The organism is Frigoribacterium sp. AC759 (genome assembly GCF_979256015.1).
In genome coordinates this window covers 580,135-594,106 of record NZ_CEEDMT010000001.1, presented here as the reverse complement: position 1 = coordinate 594,106, position 13,972 = coordinate 580,135, and the positions used below count along the sequence as shown (strand labels likewise).

The 13,972-nt window shown below is 69.4% G+C and carries 13 protein-coding genes; all 13 read right to left on the bottom strand.

The features are described 5' to 3' along the window. Positions 1–2: 2 nt before the first annotated feature. The 13 genes from dapF to thyX all read right to left on the bottom strand — a co-directional run bounded on the left by dapF (position 3) and on the right by thyX (position 13,945). Complete coding sequence (gene dapF, locus ACZ6JE_RS02735) at positions 3–881, bottom strand: diaminopimelate epimerase (protein ID WP_320478771.1); 879 nt, start codon at positions 879–881, stop codon at positions 3–5. Further along, positions 878–1,789 (bottom strand): tRNA (adenosine(37)-N6)-dimethylallyltransferase MiaA, encoded by a 912-nt coding sequence (gene miaA / locus ACZ6JE_RS02730; protein WP_464318156.1) that lies wholly within the window; start codon positions 1,787–1,789, stop codon positions 878–880. Before miaA ends, dapF begins: the two co-directional genes overlap by 4 nt. Positions 1,790–1,809: 20 nt before the next feature. Continuing rightward, a complete protein-coding gene (gene miaB / locus ACZ6JE_RS02725; RefSeq protein ID WP_464318155.1) occupies positions 1,810–3,393 on the bottom strand; it encodes a tRNA (N6-isopentenyl adenosine(37)-C2)-methylthiotransferase MiaB in 1,584 nt (527 codons plus the stop codon). 37 nt (positions 3,394–3,430) lie between these two features. Next, positions 3,431–4,369 carry a regulatory protein RecX gene (locus ACZ6JE_RS02720; protein ID WP_464318154.1) on the bottom strand — a complete coding sequence of 313 codons (939 nt, stop codon included), beginning with the start codon at positions 4,367–4,369 and terminating at the stop codon, positions 3,431–3,433. Next, on the bottom strand, positions 4,366–5,427 hold the full coding sequence (gene recA / locus ACZ6JE_RS02715) for a recombinase RecA (protein WP_192060137.1): 1,062 nt from the start codon (positions 5,425–5,427) through the stop codon (positions 4,366–4,368). The genes ACZ6JE_RS02720 and recA overlap by 4 nt, the downstream gene beginning before the upstream one ends. Before the next feature lie 314 nt (positions 5,428–5,741). Beyond that, complete coding sequence (locus ACZ6JE_RS02710; protein WP_243213773.1) at positions 5,742–5,966, bottom strand: DUF3046 domain-containing protein; 225 nt, start codon at positions 5,964–5,966, stop codon at positions 5,742–5,744. A 123-nt stretch (positions 5,967–6,089) separates the two neighbouring features. Then, positions 6,090–6,398 carry a helix-turn-helix domain-containing protein gene (locus ACZ6JE_RS02705; protein WP_192060135.1) on the bottom strand — a complete coding sequence of 103 codons (309 nt, stop codon included), beginning with the start codon at positions 6,396–6,398 and terminating at the stop codon, positions 6,090–6,092. Between the two features lie 146 nt (positions 6,399–6,544). Then, positions 6,545–7,036 (bottom strand): CinA family protein, encoded by a 492-nt coding sequence (locus ACZ6JE_RS02700; RefSeq protein WP_320478767.1) that lies wholly within the window; start codon positions 7,034–7,036, stop codon positions 6,545–6,547. Next, positions 7,033–7,677, bottom strand: a complete 645-nt coding sequence (gene pgsA, locus ACZ6JE_RS02695) for a CDP-diacylglycerol--glycerol-3-phosphate 3-phosphatidyltransferase (RefSeq protein ID WP_464318153.1) — start codon at positions 7,675–7,677, stop codon at positions 7,033–7,035. The genes ACZ6JE_RS02700 and pgsA overlap by 4 nt, the downstream gene beginning before the upstream one ends. A 1-nt stretch (position 7,678) precedes the next feature. Then, complete coding sequence (locus tag ACZ6JE_RS02690) at positions 7,679–10,504, bottom strand: FtsK/SpoIIIE family DNA translocase (RefSeq protein ID WP_464318152.1); 2,826 nt, start codon at positions 10,502–10,504, stop codon at positions 7,679–7,681. A gap of 78 nt (positions 10,505–10,582) precedes the next feature. Next, complete coding sequence (locus ACZ6JE_RS02685) at positions 10,583–12,259, bottom strand: ribonuclease J (RefSeq protein ID WP_192060132.1); 1,677 nt, start codon at positions 12,257–12,259, stop codon at positions 10,583–10,585. A gap of 63 nt (positions 12,260–12,322) precedes the next feature. Next, a complete protein-coding gene (gene dapA, locus ACZ6JE_RS02680; RefSeq protein ID WP_320478763.1) occupies positions 12,323–13,300 on the bottom strand; it encodes a 4-hydroxy-tetrahydrodipicolinate synthase in 978 nt (325 codons plus the stop codon). A 72-nt stretch (positions 13,301–13,372) separates the two neighbouring features. Beyond that, positions 13,373–13,945, bottom strand: a complete 573-nt coding sequence (gene thyX / locus ACZ6JE_RS02675) for an FAD-dependent thymidylate synthase (protein WP_464318151.1) — start codon at positions 13,943–13,945, stop codon at positions 13,373–13,375. Positions 13,946–13,972: the final 27 nt, after the last annotated feature.

The window sequence follows — 13,972 nt, the reverse complement described above, 5'->3', positions numbered from 1 at the left end:
GGTCAGATCTCGAGCGCCCCGTTGAAGACCAGATCGGCCGGACCGCTGAGCGAGACGTGCTCGCCGTCGTCCGTCGGCACGACCAGGACGCCGACCGTGCCACCCGGGACCTCGACGCGCCACTGATCGGGCGCCCCGGCACCGGCCCAGTGCCGCGTCGCGAGGGCCGCCGCCGCCGCTCCCGTGCCGCACGAGAGGGTCTCGCCGCTGCCCCGCTCGTGCACGCGCATGCGGATGTGGCCGATGCCGTCGACCACCAGGGGGTCGGCCGGGACGACGAACTCGACGTTCGCGCCCTCGACGGGTGCGGGGTCGAGGACGGGGAGGTACGAGAGGTCGAGCGCGTCGAGCTCGTCGTCGGTCGCCAGCGCGACGACGACGTGCGGATTGCCGACGGACAGCGACAGACCGGGGCGGGCCGCATGCAGCTCTCGAGCCCGCACCGTCGGCGACTCGTCGGAGAGCGACCAGAGGCCGAGATCGACCTGGAAGCCCGTCATACTGCGCTGGACGTGGCGCACCCCCGCCCGCGTGCCGATCGCCAGGGTGCCGCCCGGCTCGAGCGTCGCGAGGCCGCGGTCGGTCAGGTAGCGGACGAAGACCCGGATGCCGTTGCCGCACATCTCGGCCGCACTGCCGTCGGCGTTGTGGTAATCCATGAACCACTCGGCGGCCGGGTCTTCGGCCAGGGCGTTCCGGCCGTCGGGGAGGTGCTCGGACCGGACCGCACGGATCACGCCATCGCCGCCCACGCCGAAGTGGCGATCGGTCAACGCCCGGATCGCCACGGGGTCGAGGGGGAACTCGCCGTCGGGGTCGGAGAACAGCACGAAGTCGTTGCCCGTGCCCTGGCCCTTGGTGAACTGGAGAGTGGTGGTCACGCGTCGAGTGTATCGAGGGCCGCCTCGACGCCCCCGGGGTCGCCGGACCGCACCCAGCGGACGTCGGCGTATCGACGGAACCAGCTCACCTGACGACGCGCGTAGCGGCGGGTCAGAGCCGCACTGGTCTCGATGGCGTCGGACTCCGTCAGTTCGCCGCGCAGCTGGGCGGCCGCCTGCGCGTAGCCGATCGCTCGACTCGCCGTGACGCCGCGCTCGAGACCGTGCGCGAGGAGACCGCGGACCTCGTCGACGAGGCCGTCGCCCCACATCCGCTCGACCCGGGCGTCGAGTCGCTCGACGAGGGCCTCTCGATCGTCGTGCACGCCGACGATGGCCGAGGGGCGCCAGCGGGCCGCCTCGTCGGGCAGGCGGGCCGAGAACGGCTCGCCGGTCAGCTCGCCGACCTCGAGGGCACGGACGAGACGGCGGATGTTCGTCGAGCCGATCTTCTGGGCGGCCAGCGGATCCCGGTCGCGCAGCAGGCGGAAGAGCGCACCCGGCCCCTGGGCCTCGCCGACGGCCTCGTAGCGCGCACGGATGGCCGGGTCGGTGCCCGGGAACCGGAGGTCGAACAGCACACTCGACACGTAGAGCCCCGAGCCGCCCACGAGCACCGCCACCGCACCCCGCCCCTGGACCTCGTCGATGACCGTCCGGGCGCGCCGCTGGTACCACTCGACGCTCGCCTCGTCGGTCACATCGAGCTCGTCCAGGAGGTGGTGCGGTATGCCGCGCCTCTCGGAGACCGACAGCTTCGCGGTTCCGATGTCCATGCCCCGGTAGAGCTGCATCGCGTCGGCGTTGACGATCTCCGCCGGGCGACCGCTCGACCGGAGCCGCTCGGCCAGGTCGAGGGACAGCGCGGACTTGCCGGTGCCCGTGGCACCGACCAGGGCGATCAGCATCTCTCGTCGACCCCGCGGACTCAGCGGAGACCGTCGGCGGCGTCGTAGATGGGCGTCGTCGACACGCGCAGGGTCGGCAGACCCAACGACACCCTCGGTGCCCCGGAGGCGCCGGTCGAGCCGGTCGCGGACGCCGGCACCCCGCACGAGTCGGCCTGGGCGCGGTCGTAGGCGTCGCCTGCCCGCGTGCGTCGCACGTCGAAGACGGAGCCGATCGACGACTCGGCGAGGAGATGGAAGGGAGCCGCCCCGGTCACGTCGACCGTCACGACATCGCCCGGTCGAGGCGCCTCGACTCCGTCGGGGACGTCGAGGTGGACGAGACGGCTGTCTTCGGCCCGACCGGACAGCCGGTGGGTCTCGGCGTCCTTCCGACCCTCGGTCGCCGAGATGAGCACTTCGACCCTTCGGCCGACGAGAGCGCGGTTCTCGTCGAAGGAGATCCGGTCTTGGAGGGCCGTCAGCCGCTCGTAGCGTTCTTGGACGATCTCTTTGGGGATCTGATCGGCCATCTCCCCCGCGGGCGTGCCGGGTCGGACGGAGTACTGGAAGGTGAAAGCCGAGGCGAAACGCGCCTCCTCGACCACTCGGAGCGTGTCGACGAAGTCGGCTTCGGTCTCACCCGGGAAGCCCACGATGATGTCCGTCGAGATCGCCGCGTCGGGCATCGCGGCCCGGACCCGGTCGATGATGCCCAGGAACTTCGCGCTGCGATAGCTGCGTCGCATCGATCGGAGGATCGCATCGGACCCCGACTGGAGGGGCATGTGCAGCTGCGGCATCACCGCAGGGGTCTCGGCCATGGCGTCGATGACGTCGTCGGTGAAGGCGGCCGGGTGCGGGCTGGTGAAACGGACGCGCTCGAGGCCGTCGATGGCGCCGACGGCACGGAGGAGCTTGCCGAAAGCGAGGCGGTCGCCGAACTCGACCCCGTAGGAGTTGACGTTCTGACCGAGCAGGGTCACCTCGATGGCGCCGTCGTCGACGAGGGAGCGGACCTCGGCGAGGATGTCGCCCGGGCGCCGATCGCGCTCTTTGCCGCGCAGCGTCGGCACGATGCAGAAGGTGCAGGTGTTGTTGCAGCCGACCGAGATGGAGACCCAGCCGGAGCTGACCGAGTCGCGCTTGGCCGGCAGGGTCGAGGGGAACACGTCGAGCGATTCGAGGATCTCGACCTGCGCCTCGTCGTTATGACGAGAACGCTCGAGGAGCGTCGGCAGCGCCCCGACGTTGTGGGTGCCGAAGACGACGTCGACCCAGGGCGCGCGCTCGAGGACGGCCTCTTTGTCTTTCTGCGCGAGGCATCCGCCCACGGCGATCTGCATGCCCTCCCGCCGCCGCTTGACGCCCGCCAGCCGCCCCAATGTGCCGTAGAGCTTGTTGTCGGCGTTCTCTCGGACGGCGCAGGTGTTGATGACGACGACATCCGCTTCACCGTCGACGGCCGGCTCGTAGCCGGCGGCCTCGAGGGATCCGCTCAGACGCTCGCTGTCGTGCACGTTCATCTGGCACCCGAACGTCCGCACCTCGTAGGTGCGACGCGCGGGAGCCGCGAGGCCGTCTGCTCGGGCTTCGGAGACCGGGGCGGGGAGAACCGTCGACATAGTCGGAGAGTCTACGGCCGCGGCCCCGGTCGACCGATCATCGGAAGCGGACGCCGCCCCGACCGCGAGGAAGAGCCTTCTCCACCGCCCGACGGATCGTCTCGGACCGATAGCCGCGGCGCATCAGGTACCCGTTCAGACGCCGCTCCGCGGTCGCCTGATCGAGCCCCTGCAACGACGTGGCGCGCTTCAGCGCCCACTCGTCGGCGCGTGACTGCTCGTCGTCGTCGTCGATCTCGGACATCGCCTGCTCGATGAGCTCGGGCGCGATGCCGCGACTGCGGAGCTCGCTCGTGACAGCGCCGCGACCGAGGCCCTTGCGCTCATGCTTGCTGCGCACCAGGTTCTCCGCGAGCTCCCGGTCGTTGAGCAGACCGACACCCTCGAGTCGTTCGACCTCGTCGCTGACGACCTGCTCGTCGAGGTCACGGGCTGCCAGAAGAGAGGCCATCTCAGCGGAGGAAACCCCTCGGCGCGCGAGGGCATGCATGCTGATGTTCTCGGCTCGGCTCCGCTGCGCGTCGAGCCCCTCGGGCTCTGGTTCGGGCTCGTCGTCTTCGTCGACCGGGTCGAGCGTGTCGACCGCTCTCGGCCCGGACCAGTGATCGGTGATCGCGGCCAGGGCGGCCGCAGTCGACCGGACAGCGTCAGACTCGGCCGGGACCGAAGCCGTCTTGCGCTTCGAAGCTCGAGCCGAGGCCGACTCGTGGCCCGACTGGGGCTCCGGCTCCGGCTCCGGCTCCGAACGGGCGCTTGCGAATCGGGAGACGTCGTCTACGCTGTGACTCGTCGACTCGGCGGCGACATCATCTGCGGTCGACTCATGGCCGACCTCGTCGTCACTCGGCGCCGCATCGGCCCACTCGTCTTGAGGAGCACTGCCGCCGGCAGCGGGCTTCGACGCCCCTCGGCGACCGAACAGCGGCGTGACCGGAGCCAAGTCGACCGTCGAGTCGCCGTCGCCGGACGTGGTCATGCGCCCTTCCGTGCGGCGATCTTGGTCTCGATCGATGCGACGGGTTCTTCGACGGCCTTGGCACCACCGACACCGAGCTTGGCGAGGATCTTGTGCTCGATCTCGTCGGCGATGGCCTTGTTGTTGAGGAGGAAGTTGCGCGAGTTCTCTTTGCCCTGGCCGAGCTGGTCGCCCTCGTAGGTGTACCAGGCGCCGGACTTGCGGACGATGCCGTGCTCGACGCCGAAGTCGATCAGGCTGCCCTCTCGGGAGATGCCGACACCGTAGAGGATGTCGAACTCGGCCTGCTTGAAGGGCGGCGCCATCTTGTTCTTGACGACCTTGACCCTTGTGCGGTTGCCGACTGCGTCGGTGCCGTCTTTGAGGGTCTCGATGCGGCGGATGTCGAGACGCACCGAGGCGTAGAACTTGAGGGCCTTACCACCGGCTGTCGTCTCGGGGCTACCGAAGAACACGCCGATCTTCTCGCGCAGCTGGTTGATGAAGATCATCGTGGTACCGGTCTGGCTCAGACCACCCGTCAGCTTGCGGAGCGCCTGAGACATGAGTCGCGCCTGGAGCCCGACGTGCGAATCGCCCATCTCGCCCTCGATCTCGGCCCGCGGCACCAGAGCCGCTACGGAGTCGATGACGATGAGGTCGATGGAGCCGGACCGGACGAGCATGTCGGCGATCTCGAGGGCCTGCTCACCCGTGTCGGGCTGCGAGACGAGGAGCGCGTCGATGTCGACGCCGAGCTTTCTCGCGTATTCGGGGTCGAGTGCGTGCTCGGCGTCGATGAAGGCCGCGATGCCGCCGTTGCGCTGCGCGTTGGCGATCGCGTGCAGGGTCAGCGTGGTCTTACCGGACGACTCGGGGCCATAGATCTCGACGATGCGGCCACGGGGGATGCCCCCGATTCCGAGCGCGACGTCGAGCGCGATCGAGCCGGTGGGGATGACGGCCACGGGAGCACGCTCGTCGCTGCCGAGACGCATGACCGCGCCTTTGCCGAACTGGCGGTCGATCTGGGCGAGTGCGGTCTCGAGGGCCTTCTCGCGGTTCTCTGCTGAGGGCATGATGTTCTCCTTCGTGGTGGTCGTCCGTGCGCCTGTAGGCTGTCGCGTCGCCGCCGACCGGTGGGACAAGGTCTTCGTCGCTACGACAAGGCTGGTGCCGCCGGTCACTCCGGCGGCGGGAACGTCGATACGAGAACGCTACGGACGACCACCGACATCGGAGTCGACGCCGGCCACCGAAGTGGAGTTCTCGGACCGATCAGGTCCTGGGGAGGACGCTATCACCGGTACGAACACATGTTCGACTTCCATGGCGCGGCGTGTCGAACATCCGCACGATCACGGGCAGACGGGCGGAGGTGCGACGTCGAGCCTCAACGACGAGGCGCGGGTAGACCGACACCATGCCGTCTCGACTCCGGTACGCCCTCGGCGTCGCAGAGCGCGAGCCAGACGTCTCTCGGCGGGACGCCCTGCACGAGAGCCTGCTCGGCGGTGAGCTCGCCCACGGCCGACATCACGAGATCGCGCATCAGGATGCGCCCGTACGCCTCGCCGAACTGGTCGACGACGGCTCGATGGAACTCGCTCTTGCGCATCAGTGGAGGGTACCTCTCTGTCGACGGGGCGGCGTGCTCAGCTGCGCCGCGCCTCCGGAGGGGCTCAGGAGACGACGAACGCCCCCGTCGGAGGACCGGGGGCGTTCGTGACGGGGTGGGGACTCAGCGCACCGCGAGATCGGTGTCGAACTCGGCGACGAGCTCGTCGGGGAGCGTGTCGGGGATGGGATTGAGACCCTCGATGACGGCCATGCGGTCGCCGACCTCGCGCATGATGACCGAGATGGGAGTCTCGAGCGCATCGGCGACGGAGGCGAGGATCTCGGAGCTGGCCTCTTTCTGACCGCGCTCGACCTCGCTGAGGTACCCGAGGGCCACGCTCGCCTTGCTCGCGACCTGACGAAGGGTGCGGCCCTTCTGCAGCCGGAAGTCGCGCAGGACGTCTCCGATTTCTTGACGAACCAGAACCATGGGACCCTCCTCCGAACGGACGCCCACCCTGACGGACTGTCGGGGGGTGGGATGGTGATACTAAAGCGCAGTTGGCTGTAACTGTAACCAGCGGGGACTGTGCGACCCTTGTGAACCTGCCAGATGTAACGAGACCGAAACGCGGTCTATTCCCTCGCGTCGACCAACCACGAGTGCAGAGCCGTGAGTGATTCGGAGACGGTGCCCCGTCGGATGGCCTCGCGGTCTCCCGTCAGGTCGAGGGCCACCACCCGCGTCTCGTCTCCCCAGGCGACACCGACGAAGACGACACCGGGATCGTGGCCGCCCTGCGGACCGGGGCCGGCGACACCGGTGGTCGCGAGGCCGATGTCGGTGGGGGTGCCGCCGGTCTCGACCACCCCGCGGACTCCCGCGGCCATGGCCTCGGCCACGTCGGGGTCGACGGGCCCGCGGTCGGCGAGCAGTCGGGCGTCGACGCCGAGCAGGGTGTGCTTCAACTCCGTCTGGTAGGCGACGACACCGCCGCGGACGACCGCGGATGCTCCGGGCACGGCGATCAGCTCGGCGATCAGCAGGCCGCCGGTGAGCGACTCGGCCACGCCGATCGTGAGCCGTCGACGGGTGAGCTCGGCGACGACGTCGCCGGCGAGCGTCATGACGGTCGACCGTGCTTCGCCGCCACCCTCAGGTAGTCGAGCCCGGAGACCAGGGTCGCCACGACCGCGGCCGTCATGAGGACTCCGTTGACCCAGTGCATGCCCGACCCGAGGAGGTTCCAGAGCGGGAAGAGCGCGAGGGTCACGGCGACGGCCTGCAGGACGGTCTTGAGCTTGCCGCCCCGGGACGCGGGGATGACCCGATCACGGATGACGGCGAATCGGAACACGGTGATGCCGATCTCGCGGACGAGGATGAGAGCCGTCACCCACCACGGGAGCTCGCCGACGATCGAGAGGGAGACGAGGGCCCCGCCGATGAGGACCTTGTCGGCGATCGGGTCGACGATCTTGCCGAAGTCGGTGACGAGGTCGAGACCCCGGGCGAGCATGCCGTCGAGGCTGTCGGTGAGGATGGCGACCACGAACAGCGCGGCCGCGGCGATGCGCAACGAGCCGTCGGCGCCATCGTCGATGAGGAGCCACGCCATGAACAGCGGCGCCATGAGGATGCGCACCACGGTGATGATGTTGGCGATGTTGGCTGTGCTCGCCGGGCCGGGGCCTCGGCGGGCCACCCGGCCTCGGAAGGGGAAGGTCGCGCCGCGGGGGGCGCCGTCGCTGCGGTCGCTGTCGGTCACGTCAGTCTCTCCCGGTGAGGTTCCAGGCGTCTTCCGACCCCTCGTCGTCGTCGACCTCGGCGTAACCCCGCGTCATCGCCTCGACGGGGTCGTCGTCGATGGCCGCCCCGGCTCCGCCTCGACCGGGCTGCGCCGGACCGGCATCGCCGCCGCCGCGGATCTTCGTCAGGACACCCGATAGCTGCTCGGTCGTCACGAGGACGTCGCGGGCCTTCGACCCCTCGGAAGGACCCACGATGTCGCGGGACTCCATGAGGTCCATCAGGCGCCCCGCCTTGGCGAAGCCCACCCGCAGCTTCCGCTGCAGCATCGAGGTCGATCCGAACTGCGTGCTGACCACCAGTTCGACGGCGGCGAGCAGCAGCTCGAGGTCGTCGCCGATGTCGCCGTCGATCTCCTTCTTCTCGACGACGGCCGCGACGTCCGGTCGGTAGTCGGGACGAGCCTGACGGGTCACGTGCGCGACGACCTGGGCGATCTCGCTCTCTTGCACCCAGGCGCCCTGGACACGCATCGCCTTGGAGGCGCCCATCGGGAGGAACAGACCGTCACCCTGGCCGATGAGCTTGTCGGCGCCGGGCTGGTCGAGGATGACGCGGGAGTCAGTGACGCTCGAGACGGCGAACGCGAACCGCGAGGGGACGTTGGCCTTGATCAGGCCCGTCACGACGTCGACCGACGGACGCTGGGTCGCGAGCACCAGGTGGATGCCGGAGGCGCGGGCCAGCTGGGTGATGCGCACGATGCTGTCTTCGACGTCGCGCGGCGCGACCATCATGAGGTCGGCCAGCTCGTCGACGACGACGAGGAGATAGGGGTAGGGCTTCAGCGTGCGAGCGCTGCCCGCAGGCAGCACGATCTCGTCGTTGACCACGGCGCGGTTGAAGTCGTCGATGTGCCTGAACCCGAAGCTGGCCAGGTCGTCGTAACGCATGTCCATCTCTTTGACGACCCACTGCAGCGCCTCGGCCGCCTTCTTCGGGTTCGTGATGATGGGGGTGATGAGATGCGGCACGCCGGCGTAGATCGAGAGCTCGACGCGCTTCGGGTCGATGAGCACCATGCGGACGTCGGCCGGCTTGGCGCGCATCAGCAGCGAGGTGATCATCGAGTTGACGAAGCTCGACTTGCCCGAGCCGGTGGCACCCGCGACCAGGAGGTGCGGCATCTTCGCGAGGTTCGCGACGACGTAACCGCCCTCGACGTCCTTGCCCACGCCGATGGTCATGGGGTGGGTGCTCTTGGCGGCGGCCGACGACCGGAGCACGTCGCCGAGGGCGACGATCTCCTTGTCGGTGTTCGGGATCTCCACCCCGATGGCGCTCTTGCCCGGGATGGGCGACAGGATGCGCACCTCGTTCGAGGCGACGGCGTACGCGAGGTTCTTGGTGAGCGCTGTCACTCGCTCGACCTTGACGCCGGGACCCAGTTCGATCTCGTAGCGGGTGACCGTGGGGCCGCGCTTCAGACCGGTCACCTTGGCGTCGACGTTGAACTGGTCGAGCACAGAGGTGATCGAGGCGACGATAGCGTCATTGGCCTCGCTGCGGGCCTTCGCGGGCTCGCCGACGGCGAGGGTCGTCACGGCCGGTAGACGATAGGGCACGTCGTCGGCGGACGGGTCGACGGACTCGAGCGACGGAGGCGCCGGCTCGTCGAGGTCGGGGGCGAGGAACGCGGAGGCGGCGTCGCTCTCGCCCTCGGCGGGGATGGCCTCGGGGACGGGGACGGGGAGCACGGTCGTCGCCGCGGTGGGCTCGGGGTGCAGGGGGATGTCGATGCCCTGGGCGCGGACGGCGTCTTCGGCCCGGTCGAGATCGGCCAGGAGGTCGGAGGAGAAGACGTCGGTCTCGGCCGTGGCGGGAGACGCCTGGGGAACGGGCGGTGCGGCCGGGGTCGTGTCGAGCTCTTCGAACGCCGGTCGGCGCTTCTTGCGGCGGCCGATCACCTCGGTCGGAGCGGTCGCGGCGGCGGGCCGGACGAGCGGGGTGTCGTACGCCGGGTCGTCTTCGCGCTGCCCGGGGTTGCGTCGCCACCAGGGCAACGACTCCGGCTCGCCGTCCGCGTCGGCGGACTCGGCGGCGGCCGCCGCCGCAGCCGCCCGGTCGTCGACGGTCTCGCCGAAGAGGTACGAGTAGAGCTCGCCGAGTCGACGACCGATGCGGTTCGGCGGCGTCTTGGTGATGATCAGGATCGAGAAGGCGAGCAGGACGACGACCAGCGGGACCGCCACCCACTCGGTGGCCAGGGCGACGAGCCAGGATGCGACGACCCAGCCGAGGACCCCTCCCCCGGTGGCGAGGGCCGGCATGCCGTCGGAGGCCTCGGGCTGACCGCCGAAGATGTGGCAGAGAGCGCTGATCGACACGAGCGACAGACCCAGCCCGATGCCGATGCGCGTGTTGTCGTGGACCGAGGAGGGATGCCGGAAGAGCCACCCCGCGAAGAGGATCATGATGACCGGCAGGGCGTAGGCCACCCGGCCGAAGAGACCGCCGAACGTGTACGCGTCGAAGCCGATCGCGAGGGGACTGGTCGGGTTCAGCCACTCGACGACACCCCCGGCGATCGCCAGGAGCACGAGGAAGAACGGCACGCCGTCTCGACGCTCGCTCTTGTCGAGCGTCTCGCGGCCCAGCAGCCGGAATGCGGCGCCGGTCATGTGCGCCAGCCCCATCCAGGCCGCCGCGAGCGGGTTCGGCCCCTCTCGGGCGGGCGCGGGCGCCGGCGTGGTGGGCAGCTTCTTGGTGGCCTTGGTCGCGTCACGCGCCGAGGACGCACGCGAGCCCGAGCGGGAGCGCGGGGTCGACTTCGTGGGCGTGGCCATGGGCTCCACGGTACCGCCCACCACCGACGCCGGTCGGATCCGGTCGCGTGTGTCCGGGTGCCCGACCGGGAGGCGACCTCAGACGGCGATGACGACCGGCACGATCATCGGTCGGCGCCGGTGCTTCGTGTTGACCCAGCGACCCACCGTCCGTCGCACGACCTGACTGAAGGCGTGGGTGTCGCGCACGCCGTTCTCAGCCGCCTCGGCGAGGGCCGCGACGATCTTCGGGGCGACGTCGTCGAAGACCCGGTCGTCTTCGGCGAACCCTCGCGACTGGATCTCGGGGCCGACGACGACCCGGCCGGTGGACGCGTCGATGGCGACGAAGACCGAGATGAAGCCCTCTTCGGACAGGATGCGTCGGTCTTTCAGATCGGCGTCGGTTATCTCGCCCACGGTCGAGCCGTCGACGTAGACGAAGCCCAGGTCGAGCTGCCCGACGACTCGGGCGATCCCGTCGCGGAGGTCGACGACGACGCCGTCCTGGCCGAGGATCGTGTTGCCGGGCGCCACACCCGTTCGTTGAGCCAGGGCGGCGTTGGCGTACAGGTGGCGGTGCTCCCCGTGCACGGGCAGGACGTTCTTCGGCCGGAGCACGTTGTAGCAGTACAGCAGCTCGCCCGCCGAGGCGTGCCCTGACACGTGCACCTTCGCGTTGCCCTTGTGGACGACCTTCGCCCCGAGCTTCGTCAGCCCGTCGATCACGCGGTACACCGCGTTCTCGTTGCCCGGGATGAGGCTCGACGCGAGGATGATCGTGTCGTCGGCGCCGATCTCGATCTGGTGCTCGAGGTTGGCCATGCGGGCCAGCACGGCCATCGGCTCGCCCTGCGATCCCGTGCTCATGTAGACGATGCGGTCGTCGGGCAGGTCTCGCGCCTTCTTCGCGTCGATCAGCACCCCGTCGGGCACCGTCAGGTACCCGAGGTCGGCCGCGATGCCCATGTTGCGGACCATCGACCGACCCATGAACGCGACCCGGCGACCGTTGGCGTGGGCCGCGTCGAGCACCTGCTGCACGCGGTGCACGTGACTGGAGAAGCTCGCCACGACCACGCGCCGGGGAGCCCGCCGGATGACGTCGTCGAGCACCGGTCCGATGTCGCGCTCGAGAGCGGTGAAACCGGGCACGTCGGCGTTCGTCGAGTCGGGGAGGAAGAGATCGACCCCCTCTTCGCCGAGCCGGGCGAAGGCGCGCAGGTCGGTGATCCGCCCGTCGAGGGGCAGCTGGTCCATCTTGAAGTCGCCGGTGTGCAGCACCAGACCGGCGGAGGTGCGGATGGCGACGGCGAGGGCGTCGGGGATCGAGTGGTTGACCGCCACGAACTCGAGCTCGAACGGCCCGAGCGTCTCGCGTCCGCCCTCGGCGACCGTGAGGGTGTACGGGCTGATGCGATGCTCCTTGAGCTTCGCCTCGATCAACGCGAGCGTCAGCTGCGAGCCGATCAGCGGGATGTCGGCCCGCAGCCGCAGAAGATACGGCACGGCGCCGATGTGGTCTTCGTGACCATGCGTCAGCACCACGGCCAGGATGTCGTCGAGCCGGTCGCGGATCGGCGCGAAGTCGGGGAGGATCAGATCGACGCCCGGCTGGTGCTCTTCGGGGAAGAGCACCCCGCAGTCGACCACGAGCAGCTTGCCGTCGATCTCGTAGACGGTCATGTTGCGACCGATCTCGCCCAGACCGCCCACCGGGATGACGCGGAGCGTGCCGTCTTCGAGCGGCGGCGGGGTCTGGATCGTGACGGGCATGAGGTCCTTCGGGAGTGGTGGGGCTCGAGCCCCGGGATGTCGCGGCGACCGAGGAGGCGCGGCTCAGCGGGTCGTGCCGTGCACCTTGGGCAGGGCGCCACCCGCCGCGGCGTTGCGATCGGGTCGGAACCGGCTGAGGTCGAGCCCCGGGATGGCGCCGACGTGCGCGAGCTCGTCTTCGATGAGGGCGGCCTCGCTGTCTTCGGGGCCGACGAGGGGCAGTCGGACGCGCGGGCTCGAGATGCGACCCAGCCCGTGCAGGATGTACTTGGCCGCGACCGTGCCGGGCACGTGCGTCATGACCGCGCGGACGAGCGGTTCGAGCATCTGGTGGGCCTGGGTCGCCGTGTGCAGGTCGCCAGCGTTGACCGCGTCGATGATGGTGCGGTACGGGGCCGCGGCGATGTTGGCCGTGACGCCGATGAGGCCCGAGGCGCCGATGGCCAGGTGCGGCAGCACGTTGGCGTCGTCGCCGGAGAAGTAGAGCAGGTCGGTCTGGTTCAGCACCCGGCTGACCTCGGAGAAGTCGCCCTTCGCGTCTTTGACCGCGACGATGTTCGGGTGCTTGGCCGCGCGGAGGATCGTCTCGTACTTGATCGGGATGCCGGTGCGACCGGGGATGTCGTAGAGGATGACGGGCAGGTCGGTCGCGTCGGCGATCATGCGGAAGTGCGTGAGCACACCGGCCTGCGTCGGCTTGTTGTAGTACGGGGTGACGATCATGACGCCGTCGGCGCCGGCCTTCTCGCTGGCCTTGTAGAGCTGGATCGCGTGGGCGGTCTCGTTCGACCCGCCGCCCGTGATGATCTTGGCGCGCCCAGCCGAGACGGACTTGCCGACCTCGACGAGACGGAGCTTCTCGGGGTCGGTCAGGGTGCTGGTCTCGCCCGTGGTGCCGGTGACCACGATGCCGTCCGCCCCGGCGGTGATGCAGTCGTCGATGTGCTTCTCGACGGCCGGCCAGTCGACCTCCCCGTCTGCGGTGAAGGGGGTGACGAGGGCCACGAGGACCTGACCGAAGGGGTTGATGATGTTCGACACGGAACCAGCGTACTTGCTCTCGTCGGCGGCGAGGCGGGGACGGGCCGGAGCGCCGTCCCCGCCTCTCGGCGCTCAGGGCGCGACGCGACCGTTCGTGCCGAACGCGGCGTACGTGAGCGGCATGAGCTCCGCCCAGATGTCTTCCATCTTCTCGGCGCACATCTCGATCTCGCGCTGAGGGAACGACGGGAAGTGCGTGCCCTCGCGCTTGGTCCGCAGGCTGAGGAAGTTCATCAGCGACCGCGCGTTGACCGTGACGTACATCGACGAGTAGATGTTCAGCGGCAGGACGATGCGGGCGACCTCGCGGGCGACCCCGGCGTCGAGCATGCGCTTGTACGAGGCGTACGCCTCGCGCGAGGTGCGCTCGGTCTCGGCGCGCACGAGCTCGCTCTGCTCGGGGGTGCCGGGCAGGAAGTCGTAGGCGCCGGGCTTGCCGACCTGCTGCAGGTTGCGCTGCGCGGAGGGGACGTAGAAGACCGGGTTCAGCTCGCGGTAGCGGCCGCTCTCTTCGTTATGTAGTCGTGAGGCGCCTCTCCCACTTCCGAGAGCGGTGCGACCTCTTAGTATAGCAGTTTTTACATGTTGCGCAACAATATCCGAGACCGTTAGGTTCGATGATCTACTGAGGCGGAGGCTGGGCATGCAACTAAGACACCCCAGAGCACGGCT

What these genes read in the sequence shown, in the direction of transcription:
- miaA (WP_464318156.1), bottom strand. Translation starts at nt 1,789, where the DNA reads ATGCTGATCGCCCTGGTCGGTGCCACGGGCACCGGCAAGTCCGCGCTG.
- miaB (WP_464318155.1), bottom strand. Translation starts at nt 3,393, where the DNA reads ATGTCGACGGTTCTCCCCGCCCCGGTCTCCGAAGCCCGAGCAGACGGC.
- ACZ6JE_RS02720 (WP_464318154.1), bottom strand. Translation starts at nt 4,369, where the DNA reads ATGACCACGTCCGGCGACGGCGACTCGACGGTCGACTTGGCTCCGGTC.
- recA (WP_192060137.1), bottom strand. Translation starts at nt 5,427, where the DNA reads ATGCCCTCAGCAGAGAACCGCGAGAAGGCCCTCGAGACCGCACTCGCC.
- ACZ6JE_RS02710 (WP_243213773.1), bottom strand. Translation starts at nt 5,966, where the DNA reads ATGCGCAAGAGCGAGTTCCATCGAGCCGTCGTCGACCAGTTCGGCGAG.
- ACZ6JE_RS02705 (WP_192060135.1), bottom strand. Translation starts at nt 6,398, where the DNA reads ATGGTTCTGGTTCGTCAAGAAATCGGAGACGTCCTGCGCGACTTCCGG.
- ACZ6JE_RS02700 (WP_320478767.1), bottom strand. Translation starts at nt 7,036, where the DNA reads ATGACGCTCGCCGGCGACGTCGTCGCCGAGCTCACCCGTCGACGGCTC.
- ACZ6JE_RS02690 (WP_464318152.1), bottom strand. Translation starts at nt 10,504, where the DNA reads ATGGCCACGCCCACGAAGTCGACCCCGCGCTCCCGCTCGGGCTCGCGT.
- ACZ6JE_RS02685 (WP_192060132.1), bottom strand. Translation starts at nt 12,259, where the DNA reads ATGCCCGTCACGATCCAGACCCCGCCGCCGCTCGAAGACGGCACGCTC.
- thyX (WP_464318151.1), bottom strand. Translation starts at nt 13,945, where the DNA reads ATGCCCAGCCTCCGCCTCAGTAGATCATCGAACCTAACGGTCTCGGAT.